Genomic DNA, 18,175 nt, shown 5'->3' with positions numbered 1-18,175 from the left:
GAAATTGTGCGTTTATGTATCGGCCTCGTTCTCCGCCTTCAACGCGTAGAGCGCATACAGCGGTACGCCCAGGAACAGCATCACCAACGGCGCGAACAGCGTGTAGGGCAGGCCGATGCCTTCCAGCACGCCGTAGGTGGCGGCCAGTCGCAGGCGCGGATGGGGCTGCGTCAGCTCGGCCGGCCGATGGATGCCCCAGTGGAATTCCGCGCCGGTCGCGCGCACCGAAGGGTGCTGCTTCGCGTGGCCCACCGCGAGCCAGCACAGGGCGTCGAAGACCAGCATCGAGCCCGCAGGCGCGCGTTCGCCGAAGGTGGCGAGTACCGCCTCCACCTGCTCGGGCTTCAGGTACATCAGCACGCCTTCGGTGAACAGGAACACCGGCCGCGCATTGCGCCTGCGCGGCAGGCCCAGTTGCTCCCACCAGCCGGGCGCGGTCAGGTCGAGTTCGCGCAGGTCGTGGCGTTCGTTGGCTTCGGGGATCAGCTCGCGGCGCAGTTCGAGCACTTCGGGCAGGTCGGCGTCGGTCATGCGGGACTTGCCGTCGTCCAGCCACTGGAAGTAATGGCTCAGGCCGCAGCCCATGTTCACCACGCGTGCTCCGGGGTGCTCCTTGAGGAAGTCCTGGGCCAGGCTGCGGAAGCGCCGCGTGCGCGAGAGGATGCCGTAGATGGTCGCCCGGTCTTCCGGCAGCGCGCTGCCGTCGTCTCGGATCTGCTCCAGGATGCCGGCGGCGTAGGCGTCCCGCACGGCCATCTGCGGAAAGATGGCGTCGCCCGAGGCACGCGCAGCGAGGGGAATCCGCAAGGTGGAAGGGACGGCCGAGAGGCGCCGCGCTTTTTTTCTGGTGGTCATGAATGCGAGGGCGAGGCCATGCGCAAAGTCTGGCCGCTGCGGGATCGCGGGGCAAGTCAGTCTTTGGTTGTGCGGGCAGGCTTCGCCGGCCGCCCTGTCAGTGCCCGGCAGGCTTGCCGCGCTGGCGTGCGAGATGGCGGTAGATGGTGCTGCGGTGAACGCCGAGGCGGCGCGCGGCCTTCGCCACGTCGTGCTCGCAGGCCTTCAACGCCTCGTCGATGGCGTGGCGTGTGATGGCCTGCAGCGGCTCGGCGTGTGCAGGGGCGCACTCGAGCGGGTCGTCGGGCAAGACGGTAGGCTGCGCGCCCAGCAGGTGCGCGGGCAATGCGCTCGCCGTCACCGAGTCGCCCGTATCGGCCAGTGCCACGATGGCGCGCAGCGTGCTGCGCAGCTCGCGCACGTTGCCCGGCCAGCGGTAGGCGGCCAGCACTTCGAGTGCGTCGTTTCCCAGCTGCAAGTGCTTGGCCGCGCCGCCCGCTTCGAGAAACAGCCGCGCGATCAGAGCGTGCCGGTCGTTGCGCCGGCTCAAGGGAGGCAGGGCGACGGTGAACCCCGCCACGCGGTACATCAGGTCGGCGCGAAAGCGTCCGGCTTCCACCAGCGCCGGCAGGTGGCCGTGCGTGGCGCAGACCAGGTCGAAGTCCACCGCCACGCCCTGGCCGCCGCCCAGCGGCGTGACCACGCGCTCCTCGAGCACGCGCAGCAGGCGCGTCTGCAGGGCCAGCGGGATCTCCGCGATCTCGTCGAGGAACAGCACCCCGCCATGCGCTTCGCGGATGCGGCCCCCCATGCCCTTGCGCTTCGCGCCGGTGAAGGCGCCTTCCTCGTAGCCGAACAGTTCGGACTCGATCAGCGTCTCGGGCAGCGAGGCGCAGTCCACCGCCACGAAGGGGCCCGCGCTGCGGCGACTCGCGGCGTGCAGCCGGCGCGAGAAAACTTCCTTGCCGCTGCCGGTCTCGCCGTTGACCAGCACGGAGACGCCTTCGTTCAGCACCCGCACGGCCTTGTGCAGCAGAGGCTGCACATCGTCGGTTTCGGGCTCGGCCACCGCGCGCCGCGTGGGCGTGCGCGAACCGCCGGCCGCATTCGAACGCTCCATCACCGTCGCGATCTGCCGGCCGCCCGGCAGCGTCAGCAGGCTGCGCCGGTGTTCCATGCGCGGCCAGTTCGCGCCGAGAAAGGCCTCGGCGTCCAGCTCGAGCAGGCCGTCCCACGAGCGCCCGAACAGTTCGAGCGCCACCCGGTTGGCCGCGACGATGCGCCCGCCCTCGATCACCATCAGCCCTTCGCGCGCGGTGCCGATCAGCGCCGGGCGCGCATGGAAGCGCAGCACGTGGCCGTTGGCCTCGGCCAGCATCATGCGGTGCTCGACCTGCTGCGCCGCCATGCGCACCAGGCCGAGCGCATGCGTGTTCACGCGCACCGTCTCGCCCGAGATGTCGAGCGCGCCCGCCAGTTCGCCGCGCCCGGTGAAGATGGGCGCCGCCGCGCATCCGAGCGTGCCGTTCTGCGCCAGGTAGTGCTCGGCGCCCAGCACCATCAGCGCCTCGCGCTCCGCCAGCGCCGTGCCGATGGCGTTGGTGCCCCGGTTGTGCTCCGACCATTCCACGCCGGGCTGCAGCGCGATGCGCTCGGCCTTGGGAAGGAAGTCGGCGCTGCCGACCTCCTCGAGGATCAGGCCGCTGGCGTCCGACAGGATCACCACGCAGCCGTTGCCGACCGCATGCTCGGCCAGGGCGTCGAGCTCGGGTTGCGCGCAGTTCAGCAGCCGCATGGCCTGCTCGCGCCGTTCGCGCAGCAGGGCCAGCGCCATCGGCTCGGGGTCCGTGGCCTGGTGGCCGACCGGGCGGCAGCGCTGCCAGGAGCGCGAGATGTGCGGGGCGATCCACGGCGCGGGATCGCGGCCTTGTCCAAAGAACAGTTCGCGGGCCTGCGCCACTTTGATCGACGGCAACTGCGCTTCGCTCATGCGTGTCTCCGAGAGGTTTTCGCCTTGTGCGACATCCTAGTCGCCATGTTCGCGCGGACATGTCGCATATTGCGAATGAAAACCCCCTGCGGCATGCGAATGCCCAGGAGGAAGTACCCAGGGAATGTACCGATCCGGCCGGGTACGCGGCTTGCGATTGCTCAAGCAGGCCGCCGCATGTCGCGGCGCCACCAGCAGCAAATGGAGACAAGTCATGGACATGCTCGAACCGGGCAAATTCGGCACCGCGGTACCGTTCAAGAAGCGCTACGGCAACTACATCGGCGGCGAATGGGTTGCGCCGGCGGACAACCAGTATTTCGAGAACATCACGCCCGTCACCGGCAAGGTCTTCTGCGAAGTGCCGCGCTCCACCGCGGCCGACATCGAACGTGCGCTCGACGCCGCGCACAAGGCCAAGGGCGCCTGGGGCCGCACCTCGACCACCGAGCGCGCCAACATCCTCAACAGGATTGCCGATCGCATGCAGGAGAACCTGGCCGTCCTCGCGGCCGCCGAAACCTGGGACAACGGCAAGCCCATCCGCGAAACCACCGCGGCCGACCTGCCGCTGGCCATCGACCACTTCCGCTATTTCGCCTCGTGCGTGCGCTCGCAGGAAGGCGGCATCAGCGAGATCGACCACGAAACCTTCGCCTATCACTTCCATGAGCCCATCGGCGTGGTCGGCCAGATCATTCCGTGGAATTTCCCGATCCTGATGGCCGTGTGGAAGCTGGCGCCCGCGCTGGCTGCCGGCAACTGCGTGGTGCTGAAGCCGGCCGAGCAGACGCCGGTGTCGATCCTGGTGCTGCTGGAGGTCATAGGCGACCTGCTGCCGCCGGGCGTGCTGAACGTGGTCAACGGCTTCGGCGTGGAGGCGGGCAAGCCGCTGGCGTCGAGCAACCGCATCGGCAAGATCGCCTTCACCGGCGAAACCACCACCGGCCGGCTGATCTCGCAGTACGCGAGCCAGAACCTGATTCCGGTCACGCTGGAGCTGGGCGGCAAGTCGCCCAACATCTTTTTCGCCGACGTGATGGACAAGGACGACAGCTTCTTCGACAAGGCGCTCGAGGGCTTCGCGATGTTCGCGCTGAACCAGGGCGAGGTCTGCACCTGCCCGTCGCGCGCGCTCATCCAGGAGTCGATCTACGACCGCTTCATGGAGCGTGCGCTGAAGCGAGTGGCAGCCATCAAGCAGGGCAGCCCGCTCGACATGGCCACCATGATCGGCGCGCAGGCCTCCGGCGAGCAGCTCGAGAAGATCCTGTCGTACCTCGACATCGGCAGGCAGGAGGGGGCGAAGGTGCTGATCGGAGGCGAGCGCCAGCGGTTCGAGGGCGACCTGGCCGACGGCTACTACGTGAAGCCGACCGTGTTCCGGGGCCACAACAAGATGCGCATCTTCCAGGAGGAGATCTTCGGCCCGGTGGTGTCGGTCACCACTTTCAAGGACGAGGAAGAGGCGCTTTCCATCGCCAACGACACGCTCTACGGCCTGGGCGCAGGCGTGTGGAGCCGCGACATGAACCGCGCCTTCCGCATGGGCCGCGGCATCCAGGCCGGCCGCGTGTGGACCAACTGCTACCACCACTACCCGGCGCACGCGGCCTTCGGTGGCTACAAGCAGTCGGGCATCGGCCGCGAGAACCACAAGATGATGCTCGATCACTACCAGCAGACCAAGAACCTGCTGGTGAGCTACAGCGAGAACAAGCTGGGCTTCTTCTGATGGGCACCACCGGCGAAGTCCTGCGCGTCACCGCGACCGATCCCGCGCTCGCGCTGATCGACAGGCTCGCCGCAAAGCACGGCCCGCTGATGTTTCATCAGTCGGGCGGCTGCTGCGACGGCAGCGCGCCCATGTGCTATGCCCAGGGCGAGTTCATCGTGGGCGACTACGACCGGCTGCTGGGGTACATCGGCGGCATGCCGTTCTATATCAGCGGGCCGCAGTTCGAGTACTGGCAGCACACGCAGCTGATCATCGACGTGGTGCCGGGGCGCGGCGGCATGTTCTCGCTGGAAGGGCCGGAGGGCGTGCGGTTCCTGACGCGCTCGCGGCTGTTCACGCAAGAGGAGTGGGCGGTGCTGGAGGCCGAAGAGGCAAAGTGAAGCGGACAAGGGCGTCGCGCCTCATGGCCCGGCCTGGCGCAGGAGGTGTTCGGCCAGCAGCTGCGCAGCAGGCGAGAGGACGGCACTCGTCTTCGTCGCCATCAGCAGCCGCCGCGTGGCCCATGCGTCCTTGAGCCGAACCACCTTCAGGTCCAGCGCCGCCACCTGCGCCTTGCACGCCGCCAGCGGCACCACGCCGATGCCGAGGTTGGCTGCGATCATGTGGCACATCGCGTCGAAGCTGCGCACCTGCACGCGCAGGCGCATCGGGATGCCGGCCTGCTCGGCGGCGCGCGAGGTGAGTTCGAGCAGCGAGCTGCTGCGGTTCAGCCCCACGAATTCATGCGCGAGGCAGCTCTTGAAGTCGGTCTGCTTCACGCGGCTTCGCGCCAGTGGATGCTGCTTCGCGCACAGCACCACGAGTTCGTCGGTCTGGAAGGTCTGCACGTCGAGACCGTAGGCGGGCGTGTTCTCTGCGAACACGCCGACGTCGGCAAGCCCGTCGACGAGTGCGCGCACGATGTCGCCGCTCAGCTGCTCCTCGACTTCGACGCGGATGTCGGGGTGCTGTGCAAGAAAGGTCGCGAGCGTGGTGGGCAGGAACTCGGTCAGCGCCGACATGTTGGCCCACAACCGCACATGGCCGCGCACGCCACTCGAATAGTCGTTGATCTCGTTGCTGAACTGCTCGAAGCCCTGGAAGAGCCGCATCGCATGCTGCATCGCTACATGGCCGGCAGGCGTGAGCGCGATGCCCTGGGCGCTGCGTTCGAGCAGCTTCGATCCCGTCGCCGCTTCGAAGTCCGAGAGCCGCCGGCTAGCGGCCGAGAGCGCGAGGTGGCATGCCTCCGCGCCCTTGGTGATGCTGCCTGACTGAGCCACTGCGCAGAACAGGCGCAGCGTCACGAAGTCGACGCGCGCGGGGTTGATGGGGTCGGGCATGGGCGGATTCTAGGAGAGGGCGGGTGCCCCTTCGCGTTTTGCGAAGGGGTGCTGCCGTCATGGCAATTCCGCTGGATGCGATCTGTTCCTAAAGTAGTTGCAACCCAACCTGGAGACAGACGCGAACATGAATGCACTCGAAGGCCTGAAGGTGCTGGAGCTCGGCCAGCTCATCGCCGGCCCCTTCGCCGGCAAGACGCTGGCGGAGTTCGGCGCCGACGTGATCAAGGTCGAGCCGGCCGGCGTCGGCGATCCGCTGCGCAAATGGCGGCTGCTGCGCGACGGCACCTCGGCGTGGTGGGAGGTCCAGTCGCGCAACAAGCGCTCGGTGTGCCTGGACCTGCGCAGCGCCGAAGGGCAGGAAGCCGTGCGTGCATTGGCGCTCGAAGCCGACGTGCTGATCGAGAACTTCAAGCCCGGCACGCTCGAAGGCTGGGGCCTGGGGTGGGAGCGGCTGCATGCGCTGAACCCTCGGCTGATCATGCTGCGCATCTCGGGCTACGGGCAGACCGGGCCCTACCGCGACAAGCCCGGCTTCGGCGTGCTCGGCGAATCGATGGGTGGGCTGCGCTACCTGAGCGGCGAGCCGGGCCGGGTGCCGGTGCGCGTGGGAGTGTCGCTGGGCGACACGCTGGCGGCGTTGCATGGCGTGATCGGCGTGCTGACGGCGCTGCATCACCGCACGGCCCACGGCGGGGAGGGCCAGTTCATAGACGTGGCGCTCTACGAGTCGGTGTTCAACGTGATGGAAAGCCTGCTGCCCGAGTACGACGCCTTCGGCGCCGTGCGCGAGCGCGCCGGCAGTGCGCTGCCCGGCATCGCGCCGACCAATGCCTACCGCTGCGAAGACGGGCACTACGTGCTGGTGGCCGGCAACGGCGACAGCATCTTCCGCCGGCTGATGCGCGCCATCGGCCGCGAGGATCTGGAGAACGACCCCGGGCTCGTGCACAACGATGGCCGCGTGCTGCGCGTGGAAGAGATCGATGCCGCCATCGAGGCGTGGACGCTGAAGCGCAGCCGCGACGATGTGCTGGCCGCGCTCGATGCGGCGGGCGTGCCGGTCGGGCGCATCTACACGGTGGCCGACATCGCGAGCGACCCGCAGTACCAGGCGCGCGAAATGATCGTGGAGGCACCGACCTCCGACGGCTCGACGCTGAAGGTGCCTGGCGTGGTGCCCAAGCTCAGCGCCACGCCGGGGCGCATCGCGCACCCCGCGCCGCGGCTGGGCGAGCATGACGGCGATCTCCGTGGTGCTGGCTGGCCCGCGCGCCGCGTGAAAGGAGTGGCGGCATGAAGACGGGCAACGGCACGCGGCTCTTCATCAACGAGGTCGCGACGCGCGACGGCTTCCAGATGGAAAGCCGCTTCATTCCCACCGACGACAAGATCGCGCTCGTCGACCGGCTGAGCGGGCTGGGCTACGCCAAGATCGAAGTCACCTCCTTCACCTCGGCGAAGGCGATTCCGGCGCTGCGCGACGGCGAGGAGGTGATGCAGCGCATCGTTCGCCGCCCCGACGTGGTCTACACCGCACTGGTGCCCAATGTGCGAGGCGCCGAGCGCGCGCTGGACAGCCGCATCGACGAGTTCAACATCGTCATGTCGGTGAGCGAGACGCACAACCTCGCCAACCTGCGCATGACGCGGGAGCAGTCGTTCGCGCAACTGGCCGGGGTCATCGCGCTGGCGAAGAAAGCCCAGGTGCCGGTGAACGTGTCGCTGTCGTGCGTGTTCGGCTGCCCGATGGAGGGCGAGGTGCCGCTGGCGACGGTGCAGGGCTGGATCGACCGCTTCGCCGCGCTGGAGGTGCAGGGCATCACGCTGTGCGACACGACCGGCATGGCCTATCCGACGCAGGTGCGTGAACTCTGCGAAGCCGTGACTGCGAGCCGGGCGGCGCTGGAGTGGACGGCCCATTTCCACAACACACGCGGCATGGGCCTCGTGAACACGGTGGCTGCCGTGGAGGCCGGCATCCGCCGGCTGGACATGTCGCTCGGCGGCATCGGCGGCTGCCCCTACGCGCCGGGCGCGACCGGCAACGTGGCGACAGAGGACGTGGTCCACATGCTGCAGTGCATGGGCTACGACACGGGCATGGACCTGGCGGGCCTGGTCGCCGCCGCGGCGGAGCTGGAAGCGCTGGTGCAGCACGAACTGCCGGCCCAGGTCTCGCGCGCCGGCCACCGGTTGACGCGGCATGCGCCGCCGCCCGATTTCAACGACATCGTGACCCGCGCCCGGGAACGCGAGCACGCAAGCAAGGAGCTTCAACCATGATCGACCACCTGGACCACCTCGTGCTGACCACCGCGCACGAGGAAGCCTGCATCAGCTTCTACGTCGATGTGATGGGCATGGCGCTGGAGAGCTTCGGCGCCGGGCGCAAGGTCTTCCGCTTCGGCAACCAGAAGATCAACCTGCATGTGAAGGGCCACGAGTTCGAGCCCAAGGCGCAGTTGCCGACGCCCGGCTCGCTGGACCTGTGTTTCATCGCCAGCGTGCCGCTCGACGAAGTCATCGCGCGGCTCGGCGAGAAGGACGTGCCGATCCTCGAAGGGCCGGTGATGCGCACTGGCGCCACCTCGCGCATCCGCTCGGTCTATGTGCGCGACCCGGACATGAACCTGATCGAAATCTCGGAGCTGTCGCCCTGAGGCGCCTTCCGAAGACAGCAGGCAAGCGAATACAAAACCACCGGAGACAAACCATGAAACCCATCCACCGCCTTCTCGCGGTCGGCCTTGCGCTGGGCGCTCTGACAGCTTCAGCCAGCGAAACCTGGCCCTCGAAACCGATCACCATGATCGTGCCGACCGCGCCGGCCGGCTCCACTGACATCATGGCGCGACTGGTCGGCGATCCGCTGCAGCGCGCACTGGGCCAGCCCGTGGTGGTCGACAACAAGCCCGGCGCCAGCGGCAACATCGGCACCGAGTTCGTGGCGCGCGCCGCGCCCGACGGCTACACGCTGCTGATGCAGTACTCGGGCTACCACGTCGGCAATCCCTCGCTCTACCCGAACATCCGGTGGAGCCCTACCAAGGACTTCGTGCCGGTGGCGATGGTGATGCGCGCGCCGCACGTCGTTGCGGTGAGTGGAAAGCTGCCGGTGAAGTCGATGAAGGAACTCATCGAGTACGGGAAGAAGAAGGAAGGCGGTCTCTTCTACGCCTCCTCGGGCAACGGCTCGATCCAGCACATCGCGGGCGAGCTGCTGTCGCGGCAGGCGAAGCAGGCGATGACGCACGTGCCCTACAAGGGCTCGGGACCGGCGATCAACGACCTGATCTCGGGCAACGTCGACATGTTCATCACCACGCCGCCCTCGGTCATCGGCCATTTCGCAGGCGGGCGCATCAAGCCGCTGGCGTACACGGGCAGCAAGCGGCATCCGTCGATGCCCGACGTGCCGACCTCGGCCGAGGCGGGGCTGCCGGGCTACGAGGTGGAGTCCTGGTTCGCGGTGTTCGCGCCGGCGAAGACGCCGCCGGAAGTCGTCAACAGGCTCAGCGCGGAACTCCGAAAGATCGTGGAGAGCGAAGCCTTCCGCAAGAAGGTGGACGAGCAGGGCGCCTTCGCAACCTACATGGACCCACCGACGCTCGCGAAATTCGTCGATCAGGAGCTGGCGACGTGGTCGAAGGTGATCAAGTCGGCGGACATCAAGCCCGATTGACGCGGACGGCCGGCAAACCTAGCCCGCGATCAGCTTCTGCACCAGCTCGGCAGTGGTCGCGGCTGCGTACTTGCGCATCAGCCGCGCCCGGTGCAGCTCCACCGTGCGGTGGCTGATGCCCAGCGCCTTGCCGATCTCCTTCGAGGTCAGCCCGCGCATCACCTGCGCCGCCACCTCGCGCTCGCGCGGCGTGAGCTCGGCTTTCACGGCGCGGCGCGAGCCCAGGTCCTCGAAGGTCCAGATGCCGGCCTCGTGCGGCGCGGCTCGGTTCAGCGCGTGGCCCGTGACGTGGCACCAGAAGGTCTCGCCGGCGATCGCGCCATGCAACCCGCCCAGCCGCCTCATCATGCGGTTGTCCGCGTAGTGCCCGCTGGCGTTCAGGAAGGGCTCCATGCGCTTGCCGATGCGCTCGAACTCGGCCACGCTCGGGTACAGGATGCTGAACGAATGCCCGACCAATGCGGAGGGCGTTGCGCCAAAAATCTCGCACACGCGAACGTTGCAGGCCACGATGGTGCGGTTGCTCGACACCACCATGCCGACGGGCGCGTGTTCAAAGGCCAGCCGGTAATCGATCTCGGGCATCGGGGGTCACCATTACGAAATACTACGTATGCGAGTAGGTAGTATCGTTCAGGGCTTTCCCACCTCTCTCCATTCACCCATCAAGGAGCCCGAGTGAACAAGATTTATCCCACCGCGGACGCGGCACTCAAGGGGGTCGTGGCCGACGGGCAGATGCTCGCGGTCGGCGGCTTCGGCCTGTGCGGCATTCCCGAAGCGCTGATCGACGCGCTGAAGGACTCCGGCGTGCAGAACCTCACCGTCGTGTCGAACAACGCGGGCGTCGACGGCTTCGGCCTCGGCAAGCTGCTGGAGACGCGCCAGATCAAGAAAATGATCGCGTCCTACGTCGGCGAGAACAAGGAGTTCGAGCGCCAGTACCTCGCGGGCGAACTGGCCCTCGAATTCACGCCCCAGGGCACGCTGGCCGAGAAGCTGCGCGCGGGCGGCGCGGGCATCCCGGCCTTCTTCACCAAGACCGGCGTGGGCACGCAGGTGGCCGAGGGCAAGGAGCTGCGCGAGTTCGACGGCGAAACCTACGTGATGGAACGCTCGCTGGTGCCCGACGTGGCACTCGTGAAGGCCCACGTGGCCGACAAGTCGGGCAACCTGCGCTTTCGCCTCACGGCGCGCAACTTCAACCCGGCCGCCGCCATGGCCGGCAAGATCTGCATCGTCGAGGTCGAGAAGATCGTCGAGGTGGGCGAGCTGGCCCCCGACGACATCCACCTGCCGGGCATCTACGTGCACCGCATCGTGCTCAACGCCAAGCCCGAGAAGCGCATCGAGAAGCGCACCGTGAGCGCCTCGGTCGATGCCGTCGCCGCCAAGATCGAGGCCCAGACCGCCATCGCCCAGGCTGCCGCCGGCAGCGAAGTGCCAGCCAAGGTCGTCAACAAGAAAGAAGGAGCCTGAGATGCCCTGGACCCAAGACCAGATGGCGGCCCGCGCCGCACAAGAACTCGAAGACGGCTTCTACGTCAACCTCGGCATCGGCATCCCGACGCTGGTGGCCAACCACACCGGCACCAAGGAAGTGTGGCTGCAGAGCGAGAACGGCATGCTCGGCATCGGCCCGTTCCCGACCGAGGACAACGTCGACGCCGACCTGATCAACGCCGGCAAGCAGACCGTCACCACGCTGCCCGGCTCGGCCATCTTCGGCAGCCATGACAGCTTCGCGATGATCCGCGGCGGCAAGATCAACCTGTCGATCCTGGGCGCGATGCAGGTCAGCACCAAGGGCGACCTCGCCAACTGGATGATCCCCGGCAAGATGGTCAAGGGCATGGGCGGCGCGATGGACCTCGTGGCCGGCGTGAAGCGCGTGATCGTGCTGATGGAGCACGTGGCCAAGAAGAAGGACGGCACCGAGGACCTGAAGATCCTCGAACAGTGCACGCTGCCGCTGACCGGCGTGGCCGTGGTCGACCGCATCATCACCGACCTGGCCGTGATGGACGTCGTGCCCGAAGGCCTGAAGGTCGTCGAGCTGGCGCCGGGCGTGAGCTTCGACACGCTGCAGGCCAAGACGGGTGCGAAGCTGATCCAGTAGTAACAAGGCTGCGAACGCAACGACGACAAAGGGCAGGGCCGCGCAAGCGGGCCCTGCCTTTTTTTCTGGAGAGACGGAATGAATGCAAGCGAAGTTCTGGGCGACATCTGGCAGCAGGCGGGCCTGCCCGCCGAGGCCTTGGTGTTTGCGCGATTGACGGGTGCCGACCCAGTGCTGCCGTCGTCCTTCGCGGTCGGCACAGCGGCGCAGAGCACCATCGCGGCGGCCGCGCTCGCGGCCTGCGAACTGGGGCACCGGCGCGGCACGGCGCGGCAGCAGGTCGGCGTCGACATGCAGCATGCGGCACTCGACTGCACCGGCTGGTTCAGCCTCGACGGCCGCGTGCCCGAGCTGTGGGACGCCTTCTCGGGCATGTACCGCTGCGCCGACGGATGGGTGCGCATCCACGCGAACTTCAAGCACCACCGCGAAGGCGCGCTGCGCCTGATGCAGCTGGACCCGGCCACCGCCACCCGCGCCGACGCCGAGGCCGCGATGGCCGGCTGGCGCGCGGTCGATTTCGAAACGGCCGCCGCCGCGCAAGGCCTGGTGGCGACCGCGCTGCGCCGCTTCGACGAATGGGAGGCCTCGCCCCACGGGCAGGCGGTGGCGGCGCAACCGCTCTTCACCATCGAGCGCATCGGCGACGCACCGCCGCGCGCGCTGCCGCCGCTGCGGGGCGACCAGCGCCCGCTGAGCGGCCTGCGTGTGCTCGACCTCACGCGTATCCTCGCGGGACCGGTCGGCGGCCGCGCGCTCGCGGCCTATGGCGCCGACGTGATGCTGGTCAATTCGCCGCAACTGCCGAACATCGAAGCCATCGCCGACACCAGCCGTGGCAAGCTCTCGACGCACGTGGACCTGCGCACCGACGAAGGCCGCGCCGTGCTGCACGGCCTCGTCGCCGACGCACACGTCTTCGTGCAGGGCTACCGTCCCGGCGGCATCGCGGCGCTGGGCTTCGGCCCCGAGGCGCTGGCGCGCGAGCGGCCGGGCATCGTCTGCGTCTCGCTCACGGCCTACGGCACGCAGGGGCCGTGGGCTGATCGGCGCGGCTTCGATTCGCTGGTGCAGACCGCGATGGGCTTCAACCATGCCGAGGGCGAGGCTGCAGGCGACGGCAAGCCGCGCCCGCTGCCCATGCAGATCCTCGACGAGGCCACCGGCTACCTGATCGCCTTCGGCGCCGCTGCGGCGCTCTGGCGCCAGCAGCGGGAAGGCGGCAGTTGGCATGTGCAGGTGTCGCTGGCGCAGACGGGGCAGTGGCTGCGCGGGCTGGGGCGCGTGCCGGGCGGGCTCTCGGCGGCGAAGCCCGACCTGAAGCCGTATGTGGAAAGCTCGGACTCCGGATTCGGCAGGCTGGCCGCGCTGCGCCACAGCGCACAGTTGCAGCGCACGCCTGCCGCGTGGGTGCGGCCTTCGATGCCCCCGGGCAGTCATCCGCCGGTGTGGCCGTAGTCCCTGGTCAGGCGCCCAGCGCAGCCCGCACCTTCTCGCCCAGTCCGCGCAGCCGTTCGACCGGCTCGTTGGAAAACACGAAGCGCAGGTACTGCGCGCCATGCGTTTCGCCCCAGCCCTTCATCGCGGTGGCGCACACGCGATGCTTCAGCAGACGCTCCGACAGCGTCTGCCCGTCGATGCCGAAGTCGCTCGCACGCAGCAGCAACGACCAGCCGCCCGCGGGCACGCCGACCGGCAGTCCCTTGAGTTCATCGAGCACCGTGTCGCGACGCCGCTCCAGCTCGCCCACATACGGCGCGAGCGTGTGCGCCGATTGCGCCAGCGCCGTGGCCACCGCGTCCTGCGCAATGCCCACGGGTACCACCACGTTCGCGAGCGACACGGCCACGAGGTCCGGCATGTAGCTCTCGGGTGCCACGGTCCAGCCCACGCGCCAGCCGATCATGCGCAGCTCCTTGGCCGATGAACCCACCGTGATCGTGCGTTCGGCCATGCCGGGCAGGCCCGCGGGGTGGATGACCTCGCGGCCGTCGTACAGCAGGCGTTCCATGGCGGTGTCGAGGATCAGCGTCAGGTCGTGCCGCACGCACAGCGCGGCGATGGTGCGCCAGTCGTCCGCGTCGAAGTACCCGCCCGTCGGCATCGACGGCGACATCAGCAGCATCACGCGCACGCGGGGGCCGATGGCCGCTTGCAGCGCGGCGCGGTCCAGCTTCCATTCGCCGCCGGGGTTGAATGCAAAGGGCACGTACTTCGGCGTGCCGCCGGCGAGCCGGATGCGGTTGAGCAGGCCGGCGTAGGTCGGATCGGTCACCAGCACTTCGTCGCCCACCTCGACGGTTGCGAGCAGCGCGTTGAGGATGCCCGAGAGCCCGCCGGCCGAGATCACGCAGTTGCGTGCGTCGTAAGCAACGCCCGAGAGCGCCGACACATGCCGCGCCGCGATCTCGCGCAACCGGGACTGGCCGACGAATGGGAGGTAGCTGTTGTCGGCGTCTTCCGTGGCGGCACGCACGGTGCGCGCGATGGCTTCGGGGTCGGGCGGGATGTCGACGTCGAGGTTTTCCAGCCGCAGGAACGGTGGGCCGTCCGCGTCGTCGGCAATCGCGCCCATGCGGTCGACGCCGATGCCTGCGATGTGTTCGAGCCGTGCGGGGCGGTGGCGTGGCATGGGGCGAATCTCCGTGTCGGGGTTGGCTTGCTACGGGGCCGGCCTGCGCGAACGGGCCGGCCGCTGCTGCGACGCGCCATTCTCATCGCCGGGCGGGGCCAGGAGCAACAGCGCCTGCCGGGCCTGCGCCGTCTCGCGCAGGAAGCTCCACACCGCCTGCATACGTGCCAGGTGCTTGGTTTCCTCCGGCATCGACATCCAGAAGGTGCGCGTGAAGTTCGCCTGCCCCGGCAGCACGGGCCGCAGCGCGCTGTCGTTCTCGGCGATGAAGGCCGGCAGCACCGCGATGCCCGCGCCCGCCGCCACCGCACTGTGCTGCGCGAGCACGCTGGTGCTGCGCAGCGCGAAGCTGTCGGGGCGGTGCAGTTCGTCGAGGTACTGCAACTCCTTGCTGAACAGCAGGTCGTCCACGTAGCTGATGAAGGTGTGGCCGCGGAGGTCTTCGCGCGTCCTGATGGGCTTGTGCGCTGCCAGGTACTTCTTCGACGCATAGAGCCGCAGCGTGTAGTCGGTGAGCTTGGTGACGACCACCGGCCCGCGCGCCGGCCGTTCGAGCGAGATCACGATGTCGGCCTCGCGCCGCGACAGGTGCACGAGCCGCGGCATCGCGAGCAGGTCGATGGTGAGCTTCGGATGCTGCAGCGCGAACAGCGCGAGCTGCGGTGCCAGCACCACGGTGCCGAAGCCTTCGGTGGCGCCTATGCGCACCAGCCCCGACAGGCCTTCCTGCGAGGCCGGCGCGGTGCTCTCCACGGCCTGGAACGCGCTCTCCATCGCCTCGACCTGCGGCTGCAGCCGGCGGCCCGCTTCGGTGAGCCGGTGGCCGCCTGCCTCGCGCGAGAACAGCGGGGCGCCGACTTCCTTCTCCAGCGCCTGGATGCGGCGCGCGACCGTGGTGTGGTCGACCTCGAGGCGGCGCGCGGCGCTCATCAGCGTCCCGGAGCGGGCGAGTTCGAGGAAGTAGCGCAGGTTGTCCCAGTCCATGTGTGTTCGGGTTCTCGATGGAGGTTCGCATCCTCTGCGTCCTTTTCCGCATTCTGCATTTATGCAAAACCAAGGCGCAAATTTGTCTATTGTCATGGCAAATATGCAAAGCTAGGATGCACGCTGTACCGGCCCCCGACCGGCATCGCCTTCCCGAGATTCACAGGAGACAAACCCCATGGACGCCACCACCACCCCCTCGACGAAAGTCGCCACCGTCAAGCTGCTGATCGGCGGCAAGCTCGTCGAATCGAAAACCACCGAATGGCGCGATGTCGTCAACCCGGCCACGCAGCAGGTGCTGGCCCGTGTGCCCTTCGCCACGCAAGCCGAGCTCGACGCCGCCGTGGCCTCCGCCAAGGAAGCCTTCAAGACCTGGCGCAAGACCCCCATCGGCGCGCGCGCCCGCATCTTCCTGAAGCTGCAGCAGCTCATCCGCGAGAACATGGGCGAGCTGGCCGCCATCCTCACGGCCGAGCAGGGCAAGACGCTGCCAGATGCGGAGGGGGATGTGTTCCGCGGCCTCGAAGTGGTCGAGCATGCATCGAACATCGGCAACCTGCAGCTCGGCGAGCTGGCCAACAACGTGGCCAACGGCGTCGACACCTACACGCTGCTGCAGCCGCTGGGCGTGTGCGCCGGCATCACGCCTTTCAACTTCCCGGCCATGATCCCGCTGTGGATGTTCCCGATGGCCATCGTCACCGGCAACACCTTCGTGCTGAAGCCTTCCGAGCAGGACCCGATGGTCACCATGCGCCTGTGCGAACTGGCACTCGAAGCCGGCATTCCGCCCGGCGTGCTGAACGTGGTGCATGGCGGCGAAGCGGTGGTCAACGGCATCTGCGACCACAAGGACATCAAGGCGATCAGCTTCGTCGGTTCGACCAAGGTCGGCACGCATGTCTACAACCGCGCCACGCTGGCTGGCAAGCGCGCCCAATGCATGATGGGTGCGAAGAACCACGCCATCGTGATGCCCGACGCGAACAAGGAGCAGACGCTCAACGCACTGGCTGGCGCCAGCTTCGGTGCAGCCGGCCAGCGCTGCATGGCCGTGTCGGTCGCGGTGCTGGTGGGCGAGGCGCGCAACTGGGTGCCCGAACTCATCGAGAAGGCCAGGACGCTGAAGATCGGCGCGGGCACCGAAAAGGGCGTGGACGTGGGGCCTCTGGTGTCCTGCGCTGCCTACGACCGCGTGAACGGGCTCATCGAGCGCGGCGAGGCCGATGGCGCCAAGCTCGTGCTCGACGGCCGCAAGCCCACGGTGCCCGGCTACGAGAAGGGCAACTTCGTCGGCCCGACGATCTTCACCGGTGTGAAGCCCGGCATGACGATCTATGACCAGGAAGTGTTCGGCCCGGTGCTGTGCATTGCCGACGCCGAGGACATCGACGAAGCCATCGAGCTGATCAACAGCAATCCGAACGGCAACGGCACGGCGATCTTCACGCAGTCGGGTGCGGCCGCCCGCCGGTTCCAGGAAGACATCGACGTGGGCCAGGTCGGCATCAACGTGCCGATTCCGGTGCCGGTCCCGATGTTCTCGTTCACCGGCTCGCGCGCCTCGAAGCTCGGCGACCTGGGGCCGTACGGCAAGCAGGTCATCATGTTCTACACGCAGACCAAGACCGTGACCGCACGCTGGTTCGACGACAGCACCGTCTCGCACGGCGTCAACACCACGATCAGTCTCAAGTAAGAAGTCCGTCGGATGGACTTCGAACTTTCCGAAGAGCAGCGCGCTTTCGCGCAAAGCGCGCGCGACTTTGCGCAGGCCGAGTTCGCGCCGCATGCGGCGCAGTGGGACGCGGAGGCCGTCTTCCCGAAGGAGGCCATCGCCAAGGCCGGCGAGCTGGGCTTCTGCGGGCTCTATGCGCCCGAGCGCATCGGCGGCCTCGGGCTGCCGCGGCTCGATGCGGCGCTGGTGTTCGAGGAGATGGCCGCGGTCGATCCCTCGACCACGGCCTTCATCACGATCCACAACATGGCGACGTGGATGCTCGGCACCTGGGCCACCGATGCGGTGGCGCAGCAGTGGGGCGAAGAGCTCACGAGCGGGCGCAAGCTCGCTTCGTACTGCCTGACCGAACCGGGCGCGGGCTCCGATGCGGGTTCGCTCAAGACGCGCGCCGAGTTGCAGGGCGTCGAGTACGTCATCAACGGCGGCAAGGCCTTCATCTCGGGCGCCGGCTCGACCGATGTGCTGGTGCTGATGGCGCGCACGGGCGGCGCGGGCGCGAGCGGTATCTCGGCCTTCGCGGTGTCGTCCGACGCGCCTGGTGTCAGCTACGGCAAGAAGGAGCACAAGATGGGCTGGAACAGCCAGCCCACGCGAAGCATCAATTTCGACAACGTGCGCATTCCCGCGCAGAACCTGCTGGGCAAGGAGGGTGAGGGCTTTCGCATTGCCATGAAGGGGCTCGACGGCGGGCGCATCAACATCGCGACCTGCTCGGTGGGCGCGGCGCAGGGCGCGCTCGACGCGGCCCGCCGCTACCTGCACGAGCGCCAGCAGTTCGGCAAGCCGCTCGCGAGCTTCCAGGCGCTGCAGTTCAAGCTGGCCGACATGGCGACCGAGCTGGTGGCGGCGCGGCAGATGGTGCGTCTCGCGGCATCGAAGCTCGACGCCGGACATGCCGACGCCAGCACCTATTGCGCGATGGCCAAGCGCTTTGCGACCGATGCGGGCTTCAACGTCTGCAACGACGCGCTGCAGCTGCACGGCGGCTATGGCTACCTGAGCGAGTTTCCGCTGGAGCGGCTGGTGCGCGACGCGCGCGTGCACCAGATCCTCGAAGGCACCAACGAGATCATGCGTGTGATCGTTGCGCGAAAATTGCTGGAGGGCGACAGCGATATCCGCTGAAG

17 protein-coding genes are annotated in these 18,175 nt (G+C 68.0%); 11 read left to right on the top strand and 6 right to left on the bottom strand.

All coding sequences use genetic code 11. The annotated features are described in order from the left end of the window. Positions 1-12: 12 nt before the first annotated feature. Both ACEOAB_RS17265 and ACEOAB_RS17260 read right to left on the bottom strand, forming a co-directional pair. On the bottom strand, positions 13-855 hold the full coding sequence (locus ACEOAB_RS17265) for a class I SAM-dependent methyltransferase (RefSeq protein ID WP_413747584.1): 843 nt from the start codon (positions 853-855) through the stop codon (positions 13-15). A gap of 97 nt (positions 856-952) precedes the next feature. After that, positions 953-2,824 (bottom strand): sigma-54-dependent Fis family transcriptional regulator, encoded by a 1,872-nt coding sequence (locus tag ACEOAB_RS17260; RefSeq protein ID WP_413747583.1) that lies wholly within the window; start codon positions 2,822-2,824, stop codon positions 953-955. Between the two features lie 214 nt (positions 2,825-3,038). Between ACEOAB_RS17260 and adh the strand changes: the two genes are divergently transcribed. After that, positions 3,039-4,559, top strand: a complete 1,521-nt coding sequence (gene adh, locus ACEOAB_RS17255) for an aldehyde dehydrogenase (RefSeq protein WP_413747582.1) — start codon at positions 3,039-3,041, stop codon at positions 4,557-4,559. Further along, positions 4,559-4,942 carry a DUF779 domain-containing protein gene (locus tag ACEOAB_RS17250; protein WP_056591788.1) on the top strand — a complete coding sequence of 128 codons (384 nt, stop codon included), beginning with the start codon at positions 4,559-4,561 and terminating at the stop codon, positions 4,940-4,942. The genes adh and ACEOAB_RS17250 overlap by 1 nt, the downstream gene beginning before the upstream one ends. A gap of 21 nt (positions 4,943-4,963) precedes the next feature. Here ACEOAB_RS17250 and ACEOAB_RS17245 read toward each other — a convergent pair whose 3' ends face one another. Beyond that, positions 4,964-5,884, bottom strand: coding sequence for a LysR family transcriptional regulator (locus ACEOAB_RS17245; RefSeq protein WP_413747581.1), 921 nt, complete (start codon positions 5,882-5,884; stop codon positions 4,964-4,966). A 127-nt stretch (positions 5,885-6,011) separates the two neighbouring features. Between ACEOAB_RS17245 and ACEOAB_RS17240 the strand changes: the two genes are divergently transcribed. Genes ACEOAB_RS17240 through ACEOAB_RS17225 form a run of 4 tightly spaced genes read left to right on the top strand, consistent with a single transcriptional unit; the run spans position 6,012 to position 9,569 of the window. Next, a complete protein-coding gene (locus tag ACEOAB_RS17240; protein ID WP_413747580.1) occupies positions 6,012-7,184 on the top strand; it encodes a CaiB/BaiF CoA transferase family protein in 1,173 nt (390 codons plus the stop codon). Next, the gene (locus ACEOAB_RS17235) at positions 7,181-8,170 is read left to right on the top strand and encodes a hydroxymethylglutaryl-CoA lyase (protein WP_413747579.1); all 990 of its coding nucleotides are present in this window, start codon (positions 7,181-7,183) and stop codon (positions 8,168-8,170) included. Before ACEOAB_RS17240 ends, ACEOAB_RS17235 begins: the two co-directional genes overlap by 4 nt. Beyond that, on the top strand, positions 8,167-8,547 hold the full coding sequence (locus tag ACEOAB_RS17230) for a VOC family protein (protein WP_056591797.1): 381 nt from the start codon (positions 8,167-8,169) through the stop codon (positions 8,545-8,547). Before ACEOAB_RS17235 ends, ACEOAB_RS17230 begins: the two co-directional genes overlap by 4 nt. Before the next feature lie 53 nt (positions 8,548-8,600). Further along, positions 8,601-9,569, top strand: a complete 969-nt coding sequence (locus ACEOAB_RS17225) for a Bug family tripartite tricarboxylate transporter substrate binding protein (protein ID WP_056591800.1) — start codon at positions 8,601-8,603, stop codon at positions 9,567-9,569. Between the two features lie 18 nt (positions 9,570-9,587). Here ACEOAB_RS17225 and ACEOAB_RS17220 read toward each other — a convergent pair whose 3' ends face one another. Beyond that, positions 9,588-10,154, bottom strand: a complete 567-nt coding sequence (locus tag ACEOAB_RS17220) for a LuxR C-terminal-related transcriptional regulator (protein WP_056522422.1) — start codon at positions 10,152-10,154, stop codon at positions 9,588-9,590. Between the two features lie 93 nt (positions 10,155-10,247). Between ACEOAB_RS17220 and ACEOAB_RS17215 the strand changes: the two genes are divergently transcribed. The 3 genes from ACEOAB_RS17215 (at position 10,248) to ACEOAB_RS17205 (ending at position 13,146) form a co-directional block, all read left to right on the top strand. Then, a complete protein-coding gene (locus ACEOAB_RS17215; protein ID WP_413747578.1) occupies positions 10,248-11,048 on the top strand; it encodes a CoA transferase subunit A in 801 nt (266 codons plus the stop codon). Between the two features lies 1 nt (position 11,049). Then, positions 11,050-11,688: a 3-oxoacid CoA-transferase subunit B gene (locus tag ACEOAB_RS17210; RefSeq protein WP_056522427.1), complete on the top strand. Its 639-nt coding sequence runs from the start codon at positions 11,050-11,052 to the stop codon at positions 11,686-11,688. 78 nt (positions 11,689-11,766) lie between these two features. Beyond that, complete coding sequence (locus tag ACEOAB_RS17205; RefSeq protein ID WP_495653003.1) at positions 11,767-13,146, top strand: CoA transferase; 1,380 nt, start codon at positions 11,767-11,769, stop codon at positions 13,144-13,146. 7 nt (positions 13,147-13,153) lie between these two features. Here ACEOAB_RS17205 and ACEOAB_RS17200 read toward each other — a convergent pair whose 3' ends face one another. Together ACEOAB_RS17200 and ACEOAB_RS17195 are read right to left on the bottom strand one after the other, a co-directional pair. Continuing rightward, the gene (locus ACEOAB_RS17200) at positions 13,154-14,320 is read right to left on the bottom strand and encodes a pyridoxal phosphate-dependent aminotransferase (protein WP_413747577.1); all 1,167 of its coding nucleotides are present in this window, start codon (positions 14,318-14,320) and stop codon (positions 13,154-13,156) included. A 30-nt stretch (positions 14,321-14,350) separates the two neighbouring features. After that, positions 14,351-15,304, bottom strand: coding sequence for a LysR family transcriptional regulator (locus tag ACEOAB_RS17195; RefSeq protein WP_056591819.1), 954 nt, complete (start codon positions 15,302-15,304; stop codon positions 14,351-14,353). A 178-nt stretch (positions 15,305-15,482) separates the two neighbouring features. On the opposite strand from ACEOAB_RS17195, the gene ACEOAB_RS17190 reads away from it, so the two are divergent. Both ACEOAB_RS17190 and ACEOAB_RS17185 read left to right on the top strand, forming a co-directional pair. Further along, positions 15,483-17,006 (top strand): CoA-acylating methylmalonate-semialdehyde dehydrogenase, encoded by a 1,524-nt coding sequence (locus ACEOAB_RS17190; protein WP_056591823.1) that lies wholly within the window; start codon positions 15,483-15,485, stop codon positions 17,004-17,006. A 12-nt stretch (positions 17,007-17,018) separates the two neighbouring features. Beyond that, positions 17,019-18,173, top strand: coding sequence for an acyl-CoA dehydrogenase family protein (locus tag ACEOAB_RS17185; RefSeq protein WP_413747576.1), 1,155 nt, complete (start codon positions 17,019-17,021; stop codon positions 18,171-18,173). Positions 18,174-18,175 lie beyond the last annotated feature (2 nt).

This window comes from Variovorax sp. Varisp53 (genome assembly GCF_059491555.1).
Note: the sequence above shows the minus strand (reverse complement) of the source record. Positions and strands in the feature narration are given on the sequence as shown.

Bases quoted from the DNA above. Each gene is read 5' to 3' on its own strand.
- ACEOAB_RS17265 (WP_413747584.1), bottom strand. From the start codon at position 855: ATGACCACCAGAAAAAAAGCGCGGCGCCTCTCGGCCGTCCCTTCCACC.
- ACEOAB_RS17260 (WP_413747583.1), bottom strand. From the start codon at position 2,824: ATGAGCGAAGCGCAGTTGCCGTCGATCAAAGTGGCGCAGGCCCGCGAA.
- adh (WP_413747582.1), top strand. From the start codon at position 3,039: ATGGACATGCTCGAACCGGGCAAATTCGGCACCGCGGTACCGTTCAAG.
- ACEOAB_RS17250 (WP_056591788.1), top strand. From the start codon at position 4,559: ATGGGCACCACCGGCGAAGTCCTGCGCGTCACCGCGACCGATCCCGCG.
- ACEOAB_RS17245 (WP_413747581.1), bottom strand. From the start codon at position 5,884: ATGCCCGACCCCATCAACCCCGCGCGCGTCGACTTCGTGACGCTGCGC.
- ACEOAB_RS17240 (WP_413747580.1), top strand. From the start codon at position 6,012: ATGAATGCACTCGAAGGCCTGAAGGTGCTGGAGCTCGGCCAGCTCATC.
- ACEOAB_RS17235 (WP_413747579.1), top strand. From the start codon at position 7,181: ATGAAGACGGGCAACGGCACGCGGCTCTTCATCAACGAGGTCGCGACG.
- ACEOAB_RS17230 (WP_056591797.1), top strand. From the start codon at position 8,167: ATGATCGACCACCTGGACCACCTCGTGCTGACCACCGCGCACGAGGAA.
- ACEOAB_RS17225 (WP_056591800.1), top strand. From the start codon at position 8,601: ATGAAACCCATCCACCGCCTTCTCGCGGTCGGCCTTGCGCTGGGCGCT.
- ACEOAB_RS17220 (WP_056522422.1), bottom strand. From the start codon at position 10,154: ATGCCCGAGATCGATTACCGGCTGGCCTTTGAACACGCGCCCGTCGGC.
- ACEOAB_RS17210 (WP_056522427.1), top strand. From the start codon at position 11,050: ATGCCCTGGACCCAAGACCAGATGGCGGCCCGCGCCGCACAAGAACTC.
- ACEOAB_RS17205 (WP_495653003.1), top strand. From the start codon at position 11,767: ATGAATGCAAGCGAAGTTCTGGGCGACATCTGGCAGCAGGCGGGCCTG.
- ACEOAB_RS17200 (WP_413747577.1), bottom strand. From the start codon at position 14,320: ATGCCACGCCACCGCCCCGCACGGCTCGAACACATCGCAGGCATCGGC.
- ACEOAB_RS17195 (WP_056591819.1), bottom strand. From the start codon at position 15,304: ATGGACTGGGACAACCTGCGCTACTTCCTCGAACTCGCCCGCTCCGGG.
- ACEOAB_RS17190 (WP_056591823.1), top strand. From the start codon at position 15,483: ATGGACGCCACCACCACCCCCTCGACGAAAGTCGCCACCGTCAAGCTG.
- ACEOAB_RS17185 (WP_413747576.1), top strand. From the start codon at position 17,019: ATGGACTTCGAACTTTCCGAAGAGCAGCGCGCTTTCGCGCAAAGCGCG.